A 14,154-nucleotide genomic window follows, 5' to 3' on the forward strand; every position below is an offset into this window, starting at 1 on the left:
TACCCTCAGCCATGATCGACATCAACCTCCAGAACTTCGAAGCCGAACTCATCGTCGCGTCCCAGAACCAGCCCGTGCTGCTGGACATCTGGGCGCCCTGGTGCGGCCCCTGCAAGACCCTGGGTCCCGTCCTGGAGAAGCTGGAAACCGCCTACGCTGGCCGTTTCACGCTGGCCAAGCTGAACAGCGACGAGGTGCCCGAGATCGCCACCCAGCTCAGCCAGATGTTCGGCGTGCGCTCCATCCCCTTCTGCGTGATGTTCTCTGGCGGCCAGCCGGTGGACGGCTTTGTCGGCGCCCTGCCCGAGGCGCAGATCCGCGAGTTCCTGGACAAGCATGTGCCGGCCGGCGAAGAACTCGAAGCCGAGGCCGACCTGGCCGATGCCCAGGACCTGATGGCCGACGGCGACCTGGAAGCCGCGCTGACCAAGCTGGCCCATGCCGTGCAGACCGACCCCGCCAATGACGCCGCCCGCTTCGATTACGTGAAGGCGCTGCTGGAACTCGGCCTGCTCAACGACGCGCGCGCCGCCTTCGCACCGGTGGCGGCCAAGGCCGCTGACACCCTGGTGCCCTCGCCCCGTCTGGCCGCATTGGCCACGTGGCTCAGCGCCTTCGATGCCGCCGCCGGTGCGGACCCGACCGCGCTGCGGGGATCAATCGCCGCCAACAAGCGCGACTTCGAGGCCCGCTTCACGCTGGCCCAGCTACATCTGGCCGGCCAGCGCTTCACCGAAGCCATGGACGAACTGCTGGAAATCATCATGCGCGACAAGGCCTGGAACGGCGAGGCCGCGCGCAAAACCTACGTGGCCATCCTCGAGCTGCTGACCAAGCCGGCTCCCAAGCACGCCGCCGAGGCCAAAAGTGGCACGCTGGAACTGTCCGGCAAGGCCGCCGTCGTGCCCAGCGACCCGCTGATCGACAGCTATCGGCGCAAATTGTCGATGGCGCTGTTCTGATCAAGCCCGTCTGACGGCCGGGCAGCCCGGCATGCCTCAGGGCACGCCGCTGTTGCCGCGATTGCTGCGGATGTCGCGCAGCCTCACGCATTCCGGATCGTTGTGATAGATCGGCTTTTCGCACTGCCGGTCGATGCACCAGGCGCGCGCGAACAGCACCCGGCCGCCGCAGGCCTCGTTGGCGGTGCGCGGCTCGGTGGACGGCGCAGGGGCCGCCGATGCCGGGGCCGCCTTGCTCGACGGGGCGGCCGGGCTGGAGGCCGCCGGCTCGGGCGCCGCGAAGACGGGGCTGCGCGGCACGGGGCGGAAGTCACCGGCCTTTTCGGTCACGATGGGCTTGGGCGCCGTTTCACGGCGCGACGTTGCCGAGGCGGACGATGACGCCGGGCGGATGTTGACCGTGGTCACGGCCGACGAGGCCGCCTTGAGGGGCGCAGGCACCGGTGTGACCACAGGTCCGGGCGCAGATGCGGACTGCGGAGCCGGCGCGCTGGCCACCGAAGCTGACGGTTCGGATTGCGTCTGCTGCACGGGCGCCGGCGCGGCCGCGGCCACGGAGGCCGCGGGTTCGGCCGGCGTCACCTCGGGCTGGGCCTGATTGCCGCGCAACTGCATGACAAAAAGGCCCAGCACAGCAACGCTCCCAAGCCGCCGCCGATCATGGCTGGCACCTGCCAGGAGGGCCGCTGCGGGGCCGCGGCCTGCGGTGACGGTTTCGTTGCACGCGGCGGTGGCGGCGGCGGTGGAGGAGGCGGCGCGGACTTGCGCAGCGGCACGACAACGGTCTGCCCGTCGTCCTCGTCCAGCGGCGGGCCTTGCACCGTGTCGGCGAATTCGAGATCCAGCGGCTCCGCGGGTGCCGGCGACGTGGGCGCAGCCGGCACCCGGGGCTGAGCGAGCTGGGGCCGCGGCACGGCCGAACGGCCGTCCAGCACCTCGCGCCAGGCGGCGACGGTCTGGGGGCGCTGATGGGGCGCCACGCGCAGCGCCCAGTCCATGCCGGCGAGGAAGGCCGGTGAATAGCCGGGCACCTCCAGCGGCAGGAGTTCGTCGCCCATCGCGCGGGCCGTCGCCGGCGGCGGTGGCCGGCCGGTCAGCAGCTCATGCATGGCAGCGGCCAGTGCATAGAAGTCGGTCCAGGCCCCCTGACGCAGTGTCGTGGCCTCGGCGTACTGCTCGATGGGCGCGAAGCTGGGCTTGAGGATGGCGGTGAAGACCTGCGTGCGGTCGCTGATCGCCTGGCGGGCGGCGCCGAAGTCCAGCAGGATGGGCGGGCTGCCGTCGGAGGGCAGGAAGATGTTGTCGGGCGCGACGTCACGGTGCCAGACGTTCTGGGCGTGCAGGGTTTCCAGCCCACCCAGCACGGCGTCGAAGATGCGCTTGACCCAGGCCTCGGGTGGCGGCGTCGGTCGGGCCTTGCGCGCCTCGCGAAGGTTCTGGCCGACCAGGCGCGGCATGGCCATGTAGGCGGTGCCGTTGGCCTCCCAGAAACGGTAGACCTTGAGCAGGGAAGGGTGGTCGAAGCGCGCCAGCAGCTTGGCCTCGTTGACGAAGCTGCGTCGACCGAGCTCGAAGGTCTCCTTCATGGAGACCGAACGCACCGACACCTGGGACTGCCCGTCGCGCAGTGCGAACTGGCTGGGCATGTACTCCTTGATCGCGATCTCGCGCTCGAGCGAGTGGTCGCGTGCGAGGTAGACGATGCCGAAGCCGCCCACACCCAGGGTGCCAATGATCTCCAGCTCGCCGAACCGGGTGCCGGCGGGCAAGGCATTGATGGCTTCGTCGTCGCGGGCGTCGGCGGTCATAGGCCGGCGAGAGTACCGCAGCCAAGCCGTGCCGACTCTCCGGAAAAAGCCGGTCAGCGTGGCGGAGTGCCCAGCCCGGCGCTACTCAAGCGCTCGGCCCAGAGGCGGCGCTGGGCGGCGTCCTGGCCCCAGGCGGCCTGGGCGGCGTCGCCGTGGCGGGCTGCCAGCCCATCCTCATGCAAGCGGGCGTAGACCTGGGCCAGGCGGGCGTGCAGGGCCGCGCATTCGTCGAGGTCGCAGTGGGCCGCATCCTCGGCCAGCACCTCGACGGCAGCTTGATCGGCCAGGGCCCTGGCGCGTTGGACCTCGCCGTTGTTGGCCCAGCACCAGGCCAGGTCGGCCAGCAGGCTGCCGCCGGTACGGGCCAGGCCAGCCGCCACCGCCTCGGGCAGGTTGGCCTCCAGCAAGGCAGCGGCAGTGGCGTAGTCACCCTGCACGGTCAGCAGTTGGGCGCGCAGCAGCGGGGTCAGGTTGGCGCGGGCCGAACCGCCCACGGCGTCGTCGAAATGGCCGATGGAGTCCACCCCCAGCAGCACGGCCGGCGCCTCGCCAGGCTCGCCGGCCAGGGCAGCGTGGCGGATGCGCAGGGCGCGCATCTGCATCTGGTTGTAGAGCAAGGCAGCCAGGCCGGCGTCGTCTCCGTCGGCGCTGGCGGCGCGGCGGCCCCAGGCATACCAGGACGACGCGGCGGCTTCGTCCCGAGCCCCCATCGCGAGGTCCCAGGCCATGCCCAGCGCAGAAGCGACGCGACAGGCTGCGGGGTTGTCCGCGGGGGCGGCCAGCACGGCGGCGGCATGGGCGACGAGACGGTCGATATCGCGGTCGACAAAGGCCATTTGCGCCAGCCAGGCGTCGCACAGGGTCTGCAGCGCCGCCAGGTTGGCCGCCTTGGCCATGACGTGGGCGCGCCGCACGCGTTCACGGGCGCCACCGCCGAAGGCGCTGAAATAAGCCGTCAGCCCTTCGGCCAGATGCAGCCAGGCGGCCAGCTCGATGCGCGGATGCACGAGGGCGCGCGCCTGCAGGCGGTTCAGCTCCTCGCGGGCCTCGACTTCGCGGCCATGGCGCAGCCACAGGATGGCACGCTGGACCTGCAGCACGGCGGCACGCGCCGGCATGGAGGCGACGGCGGCAATCTCGCCGTCAAGCCGCTGTGCCAGCCGGCTGCGAAGCTTGACCGGACCGGCTGCAACGCTCATTGGTGCACCCTTCGGCCTGCGGCCTTGCCTGTCCGGCAGCGCGGCCAGGCGTTCGCCAGGCATGCGATGCCCACTGGGCATCCCATGTCCGGGCTCACTCCCGCCAGGCGGGAGCGAGCTTGCTTGGGACGGCCCGGCGCGGCGCTCATGCCGTCAGCCGCTGCAGCGCTTCTTCGTACTTCTGCACCGTCTTGGCGATCACCTCGGCCGGCAGGGCCGGCGCGGGAGCCTTCTTGCCCCAGGGCTGGCCGTCGATGCGCACGGCCTCCAGCCAATCGCGCACGAACTGCTTGTCGTAGCTGGGCGGGTTACTGCCCGGCGCATAGCTCTCGACCGGCCAGTAGCGTGAGGAGTCGGGCGTCAGCACCTCGTCCATCAGCGTCAGCGTGCCGTCGGCATCCAGGCCGAATTCGAACTTGGTGTCGGCAATGATGATGCCCTTGGTCAGCGCGAAATCGGCGGCGCGCTGGTAGAGCTGGATGGAGATGTCGCGCACGCGGGCGGCGAGGTCGGCGCCGATGATTTCAGCCGCCTGCTCGAACGAGATGTTCTCGTCGTGATCGCCCATCTCGGCCTTGGTGGCCGGCGTGAAGATGGGGGCGGGCAGCTTGTCGGCATTGCGCAGGCCCGCCGGCAGCTTGACGCCGCAGACGCTGCCGCTGGCCTGGTATTCGGCCCAGCCGCTGCCGGCCAGGTAGCCGCGCACGACGGCCTCGATGGGCAGGGGCTTGAGCCGCTTGACCAGCATGGTGCGGTCCTTGAGCTGCTCGCGCTCCTCGGCCGACACCACGGACAGCGGGTCTTGGCCGGTCAGATGGTTGGGAACGATGCCCTGCAGCTTGTCGAACCAGAACAGCGCCATGCGGGTCAAGAGCGCCCCTTTGCCCGGAATCGGCTCGCCCATGATGACGTCGAAGGCCGAGAGACGGTCGCTGGCGACCATCAGGATGCGGTCGTCGCCGACGGCGTAGTTCTCGCGCACCTTGCCGCGGCCAAGCAGCGGCAGGGAGGTCAGGCTGGATTCGTACAAGGCTTGGGGCATGGCGGCGAGCGGAAGGGCAACGCCGCGGATTTTAGGTGCCCCCTCCGGCCAGATAGCCACGTACGGTTGCAGCAAAGCTGTGCACGTCGATCGGTTTGGTCAGATAACCGTCGCAGCCGGCTGCGCGAAAGCGCACCTCGTCGCCCGGCATGGCAAAGGCGGTGAAGGCAATGACGGGCAGATCGGCGAGGTCGGGCGTGGCCTTGATGGCGCGCACCAGGCTCAGGCCGTCGGTGCCCGGCAACTGGATGTCAACCAGGGCCAGGGCGGGCCGGTAGGCGCGCAGCCGCGCCCAGGCCTCGTCGACGTGCAGCGCGCGGTCGACGATGAAGCCGTCGGCCTCCAGCACGTACTGTGCGAGATCGATGTTGAGCTCGTTGTCGTCGACGATCAGGATGCGTTCGCCAGCCATGTCAACCTTTCGTGAGTCGGCCACGCCGGTCCTGGCGGGCGGCGCGCAGCAGCGCATCGCGCACCTCGGCCAGGGCTTCGGCCTCGCCAGCGCTGGCGATGGCCGCGGCCGAGCGCGCCAGGCTTTCGATGTCCTGCCCACTGAGGGTCAGCGCCGTCCAGACGATGACGGGCAGCTCGGCCCAGCGCGGGTCCCCGCGAAGTTCATGCAGCACCTGGAATCCGTCGATGCCGGGCATCATCAGGTCGAGCACGATGGCCCCAGGCTGCAGGGCGGGCAGGCGCTGCAGCGCCTCGGCGCCGCTGCCGACGGCCACGGCCTCGACGCCCGTGGCCTGCAATGCCGCACGCATCAGCTCGCGCGACGCCGCCTCGTCGTCGACCACCAGCACCGGCCGGCCCGGACCCAACCGGTCGCGCAGCGGCACGAGGGCACGCGCCAGGGCCGGGCGGCGCAGCGGCTTGGCCAGCACGTCGGACACCGTGAAAGCCACGCCCGCCCCCGTCGGGGGCGTCAGCGCCAGCGCCTTGACGGCCGCGTGCATGGACGGCCCGCCGCTGCGCAGCGCCGCCAGCAATGACAGGCCGGGCGCATCAGGCAGGCCGAGGTCGATGGCCAGTTCGGTGTAACGGCGCGCGCGGGTCAGGCGCAGCACCTCGCCGGCTGTGGACGCGGTGTCGGCGCTCACGCCGGCCCGCGACAGATCACGGGCCAGGCCGTCGCGCAGCGGATGGTCGCGCAGGGCGATGAGCTGCTGGTGGGCCGGCCGCCCGACCGGCTCGCCGGCATCCAGCGGCTGGCGCGGCAGCACGGCGTAGAAGCGGCTGCCGCGCCCGGGCTCGCTGTAGACGCCGACACGGCCGCCCTGGGCCTCCACCAGCCGGCGCGTCAGCGCCAGCCCCAGGCCCGTGCCCTGGTGGCGCTTGGTCAGGCCGTCGTCGAGCTGCTGGAATTCGACAAACAGATGGCCGAGGCGGTCGGCCGGAATGCCAATGCCGCTGTCCTCGACCTCCAACCGCCACAGCCGCGGGCCCTCGCCCACCACGCGCAGTTCGACGTGGCCGCCGGCGAGCGTGAACTTGATGGCGTTGGACAGGTAGTTGAGCAACACCTGCTTGAGCCGAGCGGGGTCCAGCACCAGGTCTCGCAGCCCCGGTTCGATGGAGGACTTAAGGCTCAGGCCACGCTGCTCGGCGAGCACCGCGACGGTGGCCATCACGTCGTCGACCAGGGCCGGCAGTTCGACCGGCTCGGGATGGAAGTCCATCTTGCCGGCCTCGATCTTGGACAGGTCGAGCACGTCGTTGATCATGGCCAGCAGATGCCGGCCGCTGCTGGCAATGTGCTGCAGCCACTCGCGCTGGCGCGGCCCATCCAGCAGATGCGGCGGATGGGCGCTCATGGTCAGCAGGTCGGCGAAGCCGATGACGGCATTCAGCGGTGTGCGCAGTTCATGCGACATATTGGCGAGGAAGAGGCTCTTGAGCCGGCTGCTTTCCTGCACGCGGCGGTTCTCGGCCGCCAGCCAGATGGACTGCTGGCGGGCCTGCTCGGCGGTGCGCATGGCGGTCACGTCGGCCACGATGCCGACCAGCCGCGGCGAACCGGCGTCGTCGTGGGTGACCCGGGCGTCCAGGCGCAGCCAGTGCACGCTGTCATCGGGCCAGATGACGCGGAACTCGGCATGCCAGGGCCGGTGGCCTTCGGGCAGCGCCGCCAGGCCGGCCTCCACCATGGCCCGGTCGTCGGGATGGACGGCAGCAAGCATGCGCTCGCGGTCCCACGGGCCTTCAGAGTCGGGTCGGCCGAAACATTGGTCATAGCGGCGCGAACGGTGGATCAGGCCGCTGTCCAGCTCCAGCTCCCAGTCGCCGATGGCCGCGGACTCGAGGGCGAAGCGCAGCCGTGCCTCGCTCTGGCGCAGCGCGGTCTCGATCTGGCGCTGGTGGGTCAGGTCGCGGGCGGATTTGATGCCGCCGATGATGCGGCCGGCCGCATCGCGCAGCGGCGAGACCTGGGCGGAGATCTCGACTCGCCGGCCGTCCCTGGCGATGTGAACGGTGCGGAACGGCGGCACATGCTGGCCCTGGGCCAGACTGGCGAGGATGCGCGTCTCCTCGGCTTCACGTTCGGGCGGGATCAGCATCTGCACCGGCTGCCCGACGACCTCCGCGGCCGTGTAGCCGAACATCTTCTCGGCGCCTGCATTCCAGTTGGTGATGCGACCATCCGGCGTCTTGACGATGATGGCGTCGGCCGAGGATTCGACGACGGCCGCCAGGCGGCGCACCTCGGCCTCGGCTTCAGTCAGGCGACCGACGTCGCGGAAGACGATGGCGACGCCACGCACGCGGCCGTCGGCGTGGTGGGTCAGGTCAGCGTGAACCTCAACGGGCCGCTGGCTGCCGTCTCGTGCGACGCAGACGGCCTGGCGCTGGAAAGCGCCTTCGCGGTTGCGCTCGCGCACGACGTCGATGGGGTTGCGCGCCTTCAGGTCGGCCGGCGTGCCCTCGCGCTGGAAGACTTCCCAGACCGGCAGGCCCAGGGCCTCGCGCGCCGGCCAGCCGGTGATGCGCTCGGCCACGGCATTGATGCGCGTGACCCGGCCGTCGCCGTCGGTCGTGATGAAGCCGGCGTCGATGGCCGACAGCGTGGCGGCCAGGCTCTGCTCGGCTTCCAGCTGATGGTCCTCGGCGCTGTGGCGGCGGTCCATCTCACTGCGAAGCGCCTCGTTGGCCGTGCGCATCTCGTCCAGTGACGGCAGGCCCAGCAGCGTGGGCATCAGGCGCCAGGCCACGGCCGCCGTCAGCACGGACGCGCAGGCGGTGAAGACCTTGCCAGCGGTCTGCAGTCCGTAGTCGGGGCGCCAGATCGTCCAGACGTCCAGCACATGGGTCACGCCGCAGGCGAAGATGAAGATGGCGAACAGCGTCGCGATGCTGCCAAGGTTGACCTGGGGGCGTTGGCGGGCATAGCTGGCGATGGCCAGCGGGATGGAGAAGTAGGCCAGCGCGATGGAAAGGTCGGCGCCGACCATGGTCCAGAGCAGGCCGGGCGACCACTGGAAGCAATAGCCGTGGGGCAGGAAACCCGCTCGCGCGACGATTCCGGTCAGCTCGTCCATCCCAGCTCCCGACCCCAATGACCAAGGGGTTATGCCGATGCATTGTGACCCCGCGAACAGGGGGGCATCAGGCGAAAACGTGTCTTATTCCCGGGGCTTCAGCGTGGCGTGATCAGCTCGAAGCCCACATAGCGGGCGATGAAGCGCTCCCGGCCCTCCTGGGCGAAAGCGTCGGCGTCCCAGTCCCCAGGGAGCAGCCGGTCGGCGAACTCGGGGCGGAAGCGGTAGACCTGGGCCAGTAGCGCGTTGCCGTCGGCCAGCGCCACGACGACATCGGCGCGCTCGTACTCGACGCCCTCGAAGGCATCCAGCCGCTCCCAGGCGTCAGCGTCGACGTCGCGATACAGCCGCCCCGGCACCAGGCCGCCGGGCGCGGCCTGCAGGCCGGGGTAGTCCTGGCCGCGCACCGGGTGGCGCGCATGACCCGCCAGCGAGGCCGGCTCGCTGGCGAATTCACGCCCGCAGACGCGGGCCATGATGTCGGCCCACATCAGTGAGCCGTAGGTGAAGCAGTGACGCGTCACTGAACCCTTATTGGACCTTCTGTGCCAGCTCACCGCGCGCATAGGCGCCAGCGATGTCGACCAGCGTGCGGCCCTTGATCTTGCCGGCCTGGCCTTCGCAGCCGAATTGCATATAGCGCTCCTTGGCGATGACCTTGGCGGCTTCGCGGGCGGGCTTGAGCCATTCGCGGGCGTCAAACTTGTCGGGGTTCTCGGCCAGGAACTTGCGCACCGCGCCCGTCATCGCCAAGCGGATGTCGGTGTCGATGTTGATCTTGCGCACGCCATGTTTGATGGCCTCCTGGATCTCCTCGACCGGCACGCCGAAGGTCTCCTTCATCTTGCCGCCATACTGGTTGATGATGGCCAGCAGCTCCTGCGGCACGCTGGACGAACCGTGCATGACGAGGTGGGTATTGGGGATGCGTGCATGGATTTCCTTCACGCGGCCGATAGCCAGGATGTCGCCCGTGGGCTTGCGGCTGAATTTGTAGGCGCCATGGCTGGTGCCGATGGCGATCGCCAGCGCGTCCAGCTGGGTGCCCTTGACGAAGGTGGCCGCCTCCTCGGGGTCCGTCAGCATCTGGCTGTGGTCCAGCTTGCCCTCGGCGCCGATGCCGTCTTCCTCGCCGGCATCACCCGTTTCGAGGTTGCCCAGGCAGCCCAGCTCGCCCTCGACGGTGACGCCGACCTGGTGCGCCATCTCGACGACCTTGCGGGTCACTTCCATGTTGTATTCGAAGGAGGCCGGCGTCTTGCCGTCTTCCATCAGCGAGCCGTCCATCATCACGGAGCCGAAGCCCAGGTCGATGGCACCGGCGCAGATCTTGGGGCTTGTACCGTGGTCCTGGTGCATGACCAGGGGAATGTGCGGGTAGGCCTCGCAGGCGGCCTGGATCAGGTGCTTGATGAAGGGCTCGCCGGCGTATTTGCGGGCGCCTGCACTGGCCTGCAGGATGACCGGGGCGCCGACCTCGTCGGCCGCAGCCATGATGGCCTGCACCTGCTCCAGGTTGTTGACGTTGAAGGCTGGAATGCCGTAGCCGTTTTCGGCGGCGTGGTCCAGCAACTGGCGCATGGAAACGAGAGGCATGGGTTGTCCCCGGTGGAGTTGAGAAATCTGGGCCGACTGCGGTACGCACCCTAGGCCGTAACCGCTTCGTAACTGGTTGGGGATTCTATGGAGTCCCGGGCATGCCCCACCCCCACGGATGAGAGTAGTCATCACAATGCTCGGCCATGACAAGACTGGTGTTCGACCACCTGACCAACTGGATCACCGCCGCTGCCAGCGAGCATTCCCACGATCTGGCCACCCACATCGAGGAGCGCACCGGCGCCAGCCACCGCGCGACGGTGTCGGCCTTGAAGCGCCTGGTGGACGCCGGCTGGCTGACCCGCTCCGGCACCGGCCGCCGCCCGGTGTACTCGCCCGGCAGCCTGCGCCAGGTGGCCCGCAGTTACACCCTTTACGGCCTGCAGGAAGACCTGCCCTGGCAACGCGACTTCGCACCCCATTTCGCCTTGCCCAAGCATGTGGAACGCATGGTGCAGCATGGCTTCACCGAGCTCGTGAACAACGCAGCCGACCATTCCGGCGGCAGCAGCGTCACCGTGTCGCTGCGCCAGACGCCCACCCATGTGCAGCTGCTCGTCAGCGATGACGGCATGGGCGTGTTCGACAAGATCTGCAGCGCCTTCCAGCTCGAAGACCCGCAGCACGCGATGCTGGAGCTCAGCAAGGGGCGGCTCACCAGCGCCCCCGACGCTCACACCGGCCGGGGCCTGTTCTTCAGCTCGCAGCTGGCCGATGTGTTCGACATCCACGCCAACAACACCGCCTACCAGCGCCGCGCCTGGGAAAGCGCCGGCTGGAAGAAGGGCCGCGCCCTGCCGCGCCAGGGCAGCTCGATCTACATGGCCATCGCGCTGAACACGACGCGCACGCTGGACGGAGTCATGGAAACCTGGAGCCTGGCAGGCGACGGCATCGAGTTCGACCAGACGCGCGTGCAGCTGCGCCTGCTCGCCGGCGAGGGGCTCGCCCTGGACTCGCGCGCCCAGGCCCGCCGCGTCGGCTCACGGCTGTCGGCCTTCAGGCGCGCCGAGATCGACTTCGACGGCGTGACCGACGTCGGCCACGGCTTCACGGACGAGTTGTTCCGCGTGTTCGCCAAGGCCAATCCACAGATCGAGCTGGTGCCGGTGAATGCGACGCCGCGCATCGAGGCGTTGGTGAAGAGCGCCCGGGCCGGTTGAGGCGGTCAACTCGTTCGTCAGTCCGGCTGCGCATGCCGGGCCGAGTGGCACAGATGCGCAGGTCGCCCAGCGGCCGCGCCCCAGACGCCAACGCGACGCAGGCATCCCTTTTGCGCAGCAACGATTTCGAGCTCTCGGTGGGCGTGCTCCATGGCTTCCGGAACGCGTGTCGGAGAAGTTGACACCCTGTCCCCTTTCACAAACGACATAAAACCATAAATGCGTGTCGCAGCAGCTTTTTCTGGCTCGCGGCACGACTTATGCGTGCCGCAAATGTGGACCGCCGCCTTGCTCCGAGGCGACCTCGAAAATCAGTCCGGAGACCGCGATGACACTGAAGAAACTGCTTGGCTTCGTGGCTCTGGCTGTGGCCTTCGCCCCCGCTGCCCACGCCGGCCTCACACTGACGGCAGGTGGCGTCACTGCCGGCTTCACGTTGACCACCTTCGTCAGCGGCTACAACTTCGGCAACTACGGCCCGCTATCCCAGGCGGTTCTGCCGAATGGCAACATCGTCACCGGCAGCGTGGGCTCCGGTCAGCTCTATGTCTTCAAGGATGTGGACAACCAGACCTTGGGCGATGCGCTGATCGCCAATCCCTACGCCTTCGAAACGGGGAACCCGCATTTCGCGATGGCTACCGTCGCCGGTCAGGCCTATGGCGGCCAGCTCTTCGGCGGGCGCTTCTACCACTTTGCCAACGATGGCTCCTACGTGCCCATCGGCGGCGCCACCGGTACCGATCTCGTGGACTATCTGGGCATCTGGGGATCGGTCAGCGGCAAGATGATTGCGTCTACCAATCGCGGCCTCGTCGAGATCGACCCGGTCAGCGGCGCCTACCGCATCATCAACCCGGGGCTGTTCCCCGACGGTGTCTCCGTCTCACCCGACGGCACCATCGCCTATATCGAAAACGGCGGCATCATCCAGTCCTATGACATCGCCACGGGCGCATTGATCCGCTCGTACTTCAGCACGGGCGGTCATGGCGCTGACGGCACAGGCGTCATCATCGGCGGCCTCTACGACGGCGACGTCATCGTCAACAACAACGATGGGACCCTGGGGCTGCTTGATGTCGACAACGACACCATGCTCATCATTGCCAACGGCGGCAGCCGCGGCGACTTCACATCGGCCGATACCAGCAACGGCACGCTCTTCATATCGCAGATCGAACAGGTGCTGCGCCTGAGCTGCGGTGCGGGATGCACCATAGGCGGCCCGGGCAACACCGTGCCGGAGCCGAACGTGCTGGTGCTGATGGTTCTGGCGCTTGCCGCAGCTGCCTGGAGCCGGCGCCGCAAACAGTGACGCTGAACCCGGCAAGCCGGCCGGCCTGACCTTGGGGCCGGCCGGCCTGTTTTGGTTTGCGCCGCTTTAGCCCGGCCGGTGCAGCGCCGGCACCGGCGGCACCGGGATGCGCGGGCCGCCATAGCCCTCGACCGCACCGAAGCGCCCACCGTCCTCGCGCGCCCAGTCCAGGGCCCAGGCCCGCATCTCATCCGGCTCGCGGCCGACGAAGTTCCACCACAGCAGCGGCGGCTGGCTCCAGGGCTCGCCGCCGAGCAGCAGCAGGCGTGACGAGACCGAGCAGCGCAGTTCGACGGATTCGCAGCCGGGGCCGAGGTAGAGCAGCGTGCCCGGCGTGACCGTCTCGACGGCATCGTGGCCGGCCGGCGCCGCCTCGATCTCGCCCTCCAGCAGCATCAACCCATGCTCAAAGCCGGGCCGCAGCGTGAGCATCGCATCAGCCGGCCCGCCCGCAACCAGGTCCACGCCAAGCAGCGGCGTGAAGCTGGGCACTGGCGAGCGCAGGCCGGCGAACTCGCCAACCAGCAGCGTGCCGTCAAAACCGCCCACCGAGCAGCGCGGCAGTTCGGCGAAATGCTGGAAGCTGGGCGCGCGTTCGCGCTCGGCATCGGGCAGCGCGATCCACAGCTGGGCCAGGTGAATGCGGTCGGACAGCGACTCCTCGCTGTGCGAGATGCCGTGGCCGGCCGTCATCAGGTTGACTTGGCCCGGCCGCAGCACCTGCTCGGAGCCCAGGCTGTCGCGGTGCAGGATCTCGCCCTCGATCATCCAGCTGAAGGTCGATAGCCCCGTGTGCGGATGCGGGCCGACATTCATGCGCCGCTCGGGCGGCAAGGTGGCCGGGCCGGCATGGTCGGCGAAGCACCAGGCGCTGATGATGCGCCGGGCCTTGTTGGGCAGGGCCCGCTGGATGGGAATGCCGCCCACGTCGCCGATGTGGCTGGCGAGGCGCTCGACGTGGACGCTCATGACGTTCTCTTGCGCACGAAGTCGACAAAGCCGTGGACAAAGGTCTGCAACTGCCCCCGCACCCTGTCATCAACGAGACGGCCGTCGGCGTCGAAGACCGAGCCGGCCTTGGAGACCAGCAGCTCGCCGGCCATCCAGTGGTCGCAGCCGAAAGCATGCAGCACCGGCAACAGCGCGCCCTGGGAGCGCACGGTGCCGAAGCCGCCCGGCGACGCGCCGATCACGGCCGTGGGCCTGCCGCCAAACAGCTTGGCGCCTTCGCCGCTGGGGCGCGACAGCCAATCCAACCCGTTCTTCAGCACGCCGGGGATGGAGTGGTTGTACTCGGGCGTGCTGATCAGCAGCGCATCCGCGGCACGGATCTCCTCGCGCAGCTTCGTCACGGCCTCGGGGATGCCCTGGGCCTCGACGTCCCCGTCATAGAGGGGAATGCCGTGCAGGGTGCGCAGCTCGATCGTGACGCTCTCGGGCGCCATCGCGATGGCAGCGCGCAGCAAGGCGGTGTTGTAGGACGCGCGGCGCAGCGCGCCGCTGAGGGCAATGATGTGCATGGCGATA

Annotated in this window: 13 protein-coding genes; 3 read left to right on the forward strand and 10 right to left on the reverse strand. The window is 69.1% G+C overall.

Features of this window, described 5'->3' with window-relative positions; genetic code table 11:
- The first annotated feature begins 11 nt into the window (after positions 1-11).
- Complete coding sequence (locus tag ACXJKJ_RS06675) at positions 12-962, forward strand: tetratricopeptide repeat protein (protein WP_457389545.1); 951 nt, start codon at positions 12-14, stop codon at positions 960-962.
- Between the two features lie 36 nt (positions 963-998).
- Here ACXJKJ_RS06675 and ACXJKJ_RS06680 read toward each other — a convergent pair whose 3' ends face one another.
- The 8 genes from ACXJKJ_RS06680 to fba form a co-directional block, all read right to left on the reverse strand.
- Entirely contained in the window at positions 999-1,595 is a 597-nt protein-coding gene (locus tag ACXJKJ_RS06680) for a hypothetical protein (protein ID WP_457389546.1), read from the reverse strand.
- Complete coding sequence (locus tag ACXJKJ_RS06685; protein ID WP_457389547.1) at positions 1,541-2,770, reverse strand: serine/threonine protein kinase; 1,230 nt, start codon at positions 2,768-2,770, stop codon at positions 1,541-1,543. Before ACXJKJ_RS06685 ends, ACXJKJ_RS06680 begins: the two co-directional genes overlap by 55 nt.
- A gap of 53 nt (positions 2,771-2,823) precedes the next feature.
- A complete protein-coding gene (locus tag ACXJKJ_RS06690) occupies positions 2,824-3,969 on the reverse strand; it encodes a hypothetical protein (RefSeq protein WP_457389548.1) in 1,146 nt (381 codons plus the stop codon).
- 145 nt (positions 3,970-4,114) lie between these two features.
- The gene (locus ACXJKJ_RS06695; protein ID WP_457389549.1) at positions 4,115-5,011 is read right to left on the reverse strand and encodes a phosphoribosylaminoimidazolesuccinocarboxamide synthase; all 897 of its coding nucleotides are present in this window, start codon (positions 5,009-5,011) and stop codon (positions 4,115-4,117) included.
- Between the two features lie 31 nt (positions 5,012-5,042).
- Entirely contained in the window at positions 5,043-5,423 is a 381-nt protein-coding gene (locus tag ACXJKJ_RS06700; protein ID WP_057298198.1) for a response regulator, read from the reverse strand.
- A 1-nt stretch (position 5,424) separates the two neighbouring features.
- Positions 5,425-8,547 (reverse strand): PAS domain S-box protein, encoded by a 3,123-nt coding sequence (locus ACXJKJ_RS06705; protein WP_457389550.1) that lies wholly within the window; start codon positions 8,545-8,547, stop codon positions 5,425-5,427.
- Positions 8,548-8,645: 98 nt separating this feature from the next.
- Positions 8,646-9,071 (reverse strand): gamma-glutamylcyclotransferase family protein, encoded by a 426-nt coding sequence (locus tag ACXJKJ_RS06710; protein ID WP_457389551.1) that lies wholly within the window; start codon positions 9,069-9,071, stop codon positions 8,646-8,648.
- Between the two features lie 7 nt (positions 9,072-9,078).
- Positions 9,079-10,143, reverse strand: coding sequence for a class II fructose-bisphosphate aldolase (fba, locus tag ACXJKJ_RS06715; protein ID WP_457389552.1), 1,065 nt, complete (start codon positions 10,141-10,143; stop codon positions 9,079-9,081).
- A gap of 146 nt (positions 10,144-10,289) precedes the next feature.
- Here fba and ACXJKJ_RS06720 point away from each other — a divergent pair, with 146 nt between their 5' ends.
- Positions 10,290-11,309, forward strand: a complete 1,020-nt coding sequence (locus ACXJKJ_RS06720; RefSeq protein WP_457389553.1) for an STAS-like domain-containing protein — start codon at positions 10,290-10,292, stop codon at positions 11,307-11,309.
- Positions 11,310-11,637: 328 nt separating this feature from the next.
- Positions 11,638-12,627, forward strand: a complete 990-nt coding sequence (locus ACXJKJ_RS06725) for a PEP-CTERM sorting domain-containing protein (protein ID WP_457389554.1) — start codon at positions 11,638-11,640, stop codon at positions 12,625-12,627.
- Positions 12,628-12,693: 66 nt separating this feature from the next.
- On the opposite strand, the gene ACXJKJ_RS06730 is transcribed toward ACXJKJ_RS06725, so the two are convergent.
- The gene (locus ACXJKJ_RS06730; RefSeq protein WP_457389555.1) at positions 12,694-13,596 is read right to left on the reverse strand and encodes a pirin family protein; all 903 of its coding nucleotides are present in this window, start codon (positions 13,594-13,596) and stop codon (positions 12,694-12,696) included.
- Positions 13,593-14,147 (reverse strand): NADPH-dependent FMN reductase, encoded by a 555-nt coding sequence (locus ACXJKJ_RS06735; RefSeq protein WP_457389556.1) that lies wholly within the window; start codon positions 14,145-14,147, stop codon positions 13,593-13,595. The genes ACXJKJ_RS06730 and ACXJKJ_RS06735 overlap by 4 nt, the downstream gene beginning before the upstream one ends.
- Positions 14,148-14,154: the final 7 nt, after the last annotated feature.

Source organism: Roseateles sp. P5_E1 (assembly GCF_054049335.1).

Excerpts from the sequence above, each read along its gene's own strand:
- ACXJKJ_RS06675 (WP_457389545.1), top strand. The coding sequence starts at position 12 with ATGATCGACATCAACCTCCAGAACTTCGAAGCCGAACTCATCGTCGCG.
- ACXJKJ_RS06685 (WP_457389547.1), bottom strand. The coding sequence starts at position 2,770 with ATGACCGCCGACGCCCGCGACGACGAAGCCATCAATGCCTTGCCCGCC.
- ACXJKJ_RS06690 (WP_457389548.1), bottom strand. The coding sequence starts at position 3,969 with ATGAGCGTTGCAGCCGGTCCGGTCAAGCTTCGCAGCCGGCTGGCACAG.
- ACXJKJ_RS06695 (WP_457389549.1), bottom strand. The coding sequence starts at position 5,011 with ATGCCCCAAGCCTTGTACGAATCCAGCCTGACCTCCCTGCCGCTGCTT.
- ACXJKJ_RS06700 (WP_057298198.1), bottom strand. The coding sequence starts at position 5,423 with ATGGCTGGCGAACGCATCCTGATCGTCGACGACAACGAGCTCAACATC.
- ACXJKJ_RS06705 (WP_457389550.1), bottom strand. The coding sequence starts at position 8,547 with ATGGACGAGCTGACCGGAATCGTCGCGCGAGCGGGTTTCCTGCCCCAC.
- fba (WP_457389552.1), bottom strand. The coding sequence starts at position 10,143 with ATGCCTCTCGTTTCCATGCGCCAGTTGCTGGACCACGCCGCCGAAAAC.
- ACXJKJ_RS06720 (WP_457389553.1), top strand. The coding sequence starts at position 10,290 with ATGACAAGACTGGTGTTCGACCACCTGACCAACTGGATCACCGCCGCT.
- ACXJKJ_RS06725 (WP_457389554.1), top strand. The coding sequence starts at position 11,638 with ATGACACTGAAGAAACTGCTTGGCTTCGTGGCTCTGGCTGTGGCCTTC.
- ACXJKJ_RS06730 (WP_457389555.1), bottom strand. The coding sequence starts at position 13,596 with ATGAGCGTCCACGTCGAGCGCCTCGCCAGCCACATCGGCGACGTGGGC.
- ACXJKJ_RS06735 (WP_457389556.1), bottom strand. The coding sequence starts at position 14,147 with ATGCACATCATTGCCCTCAGCGGCGCGCTGCGCCGCGCGTCCTACAAC.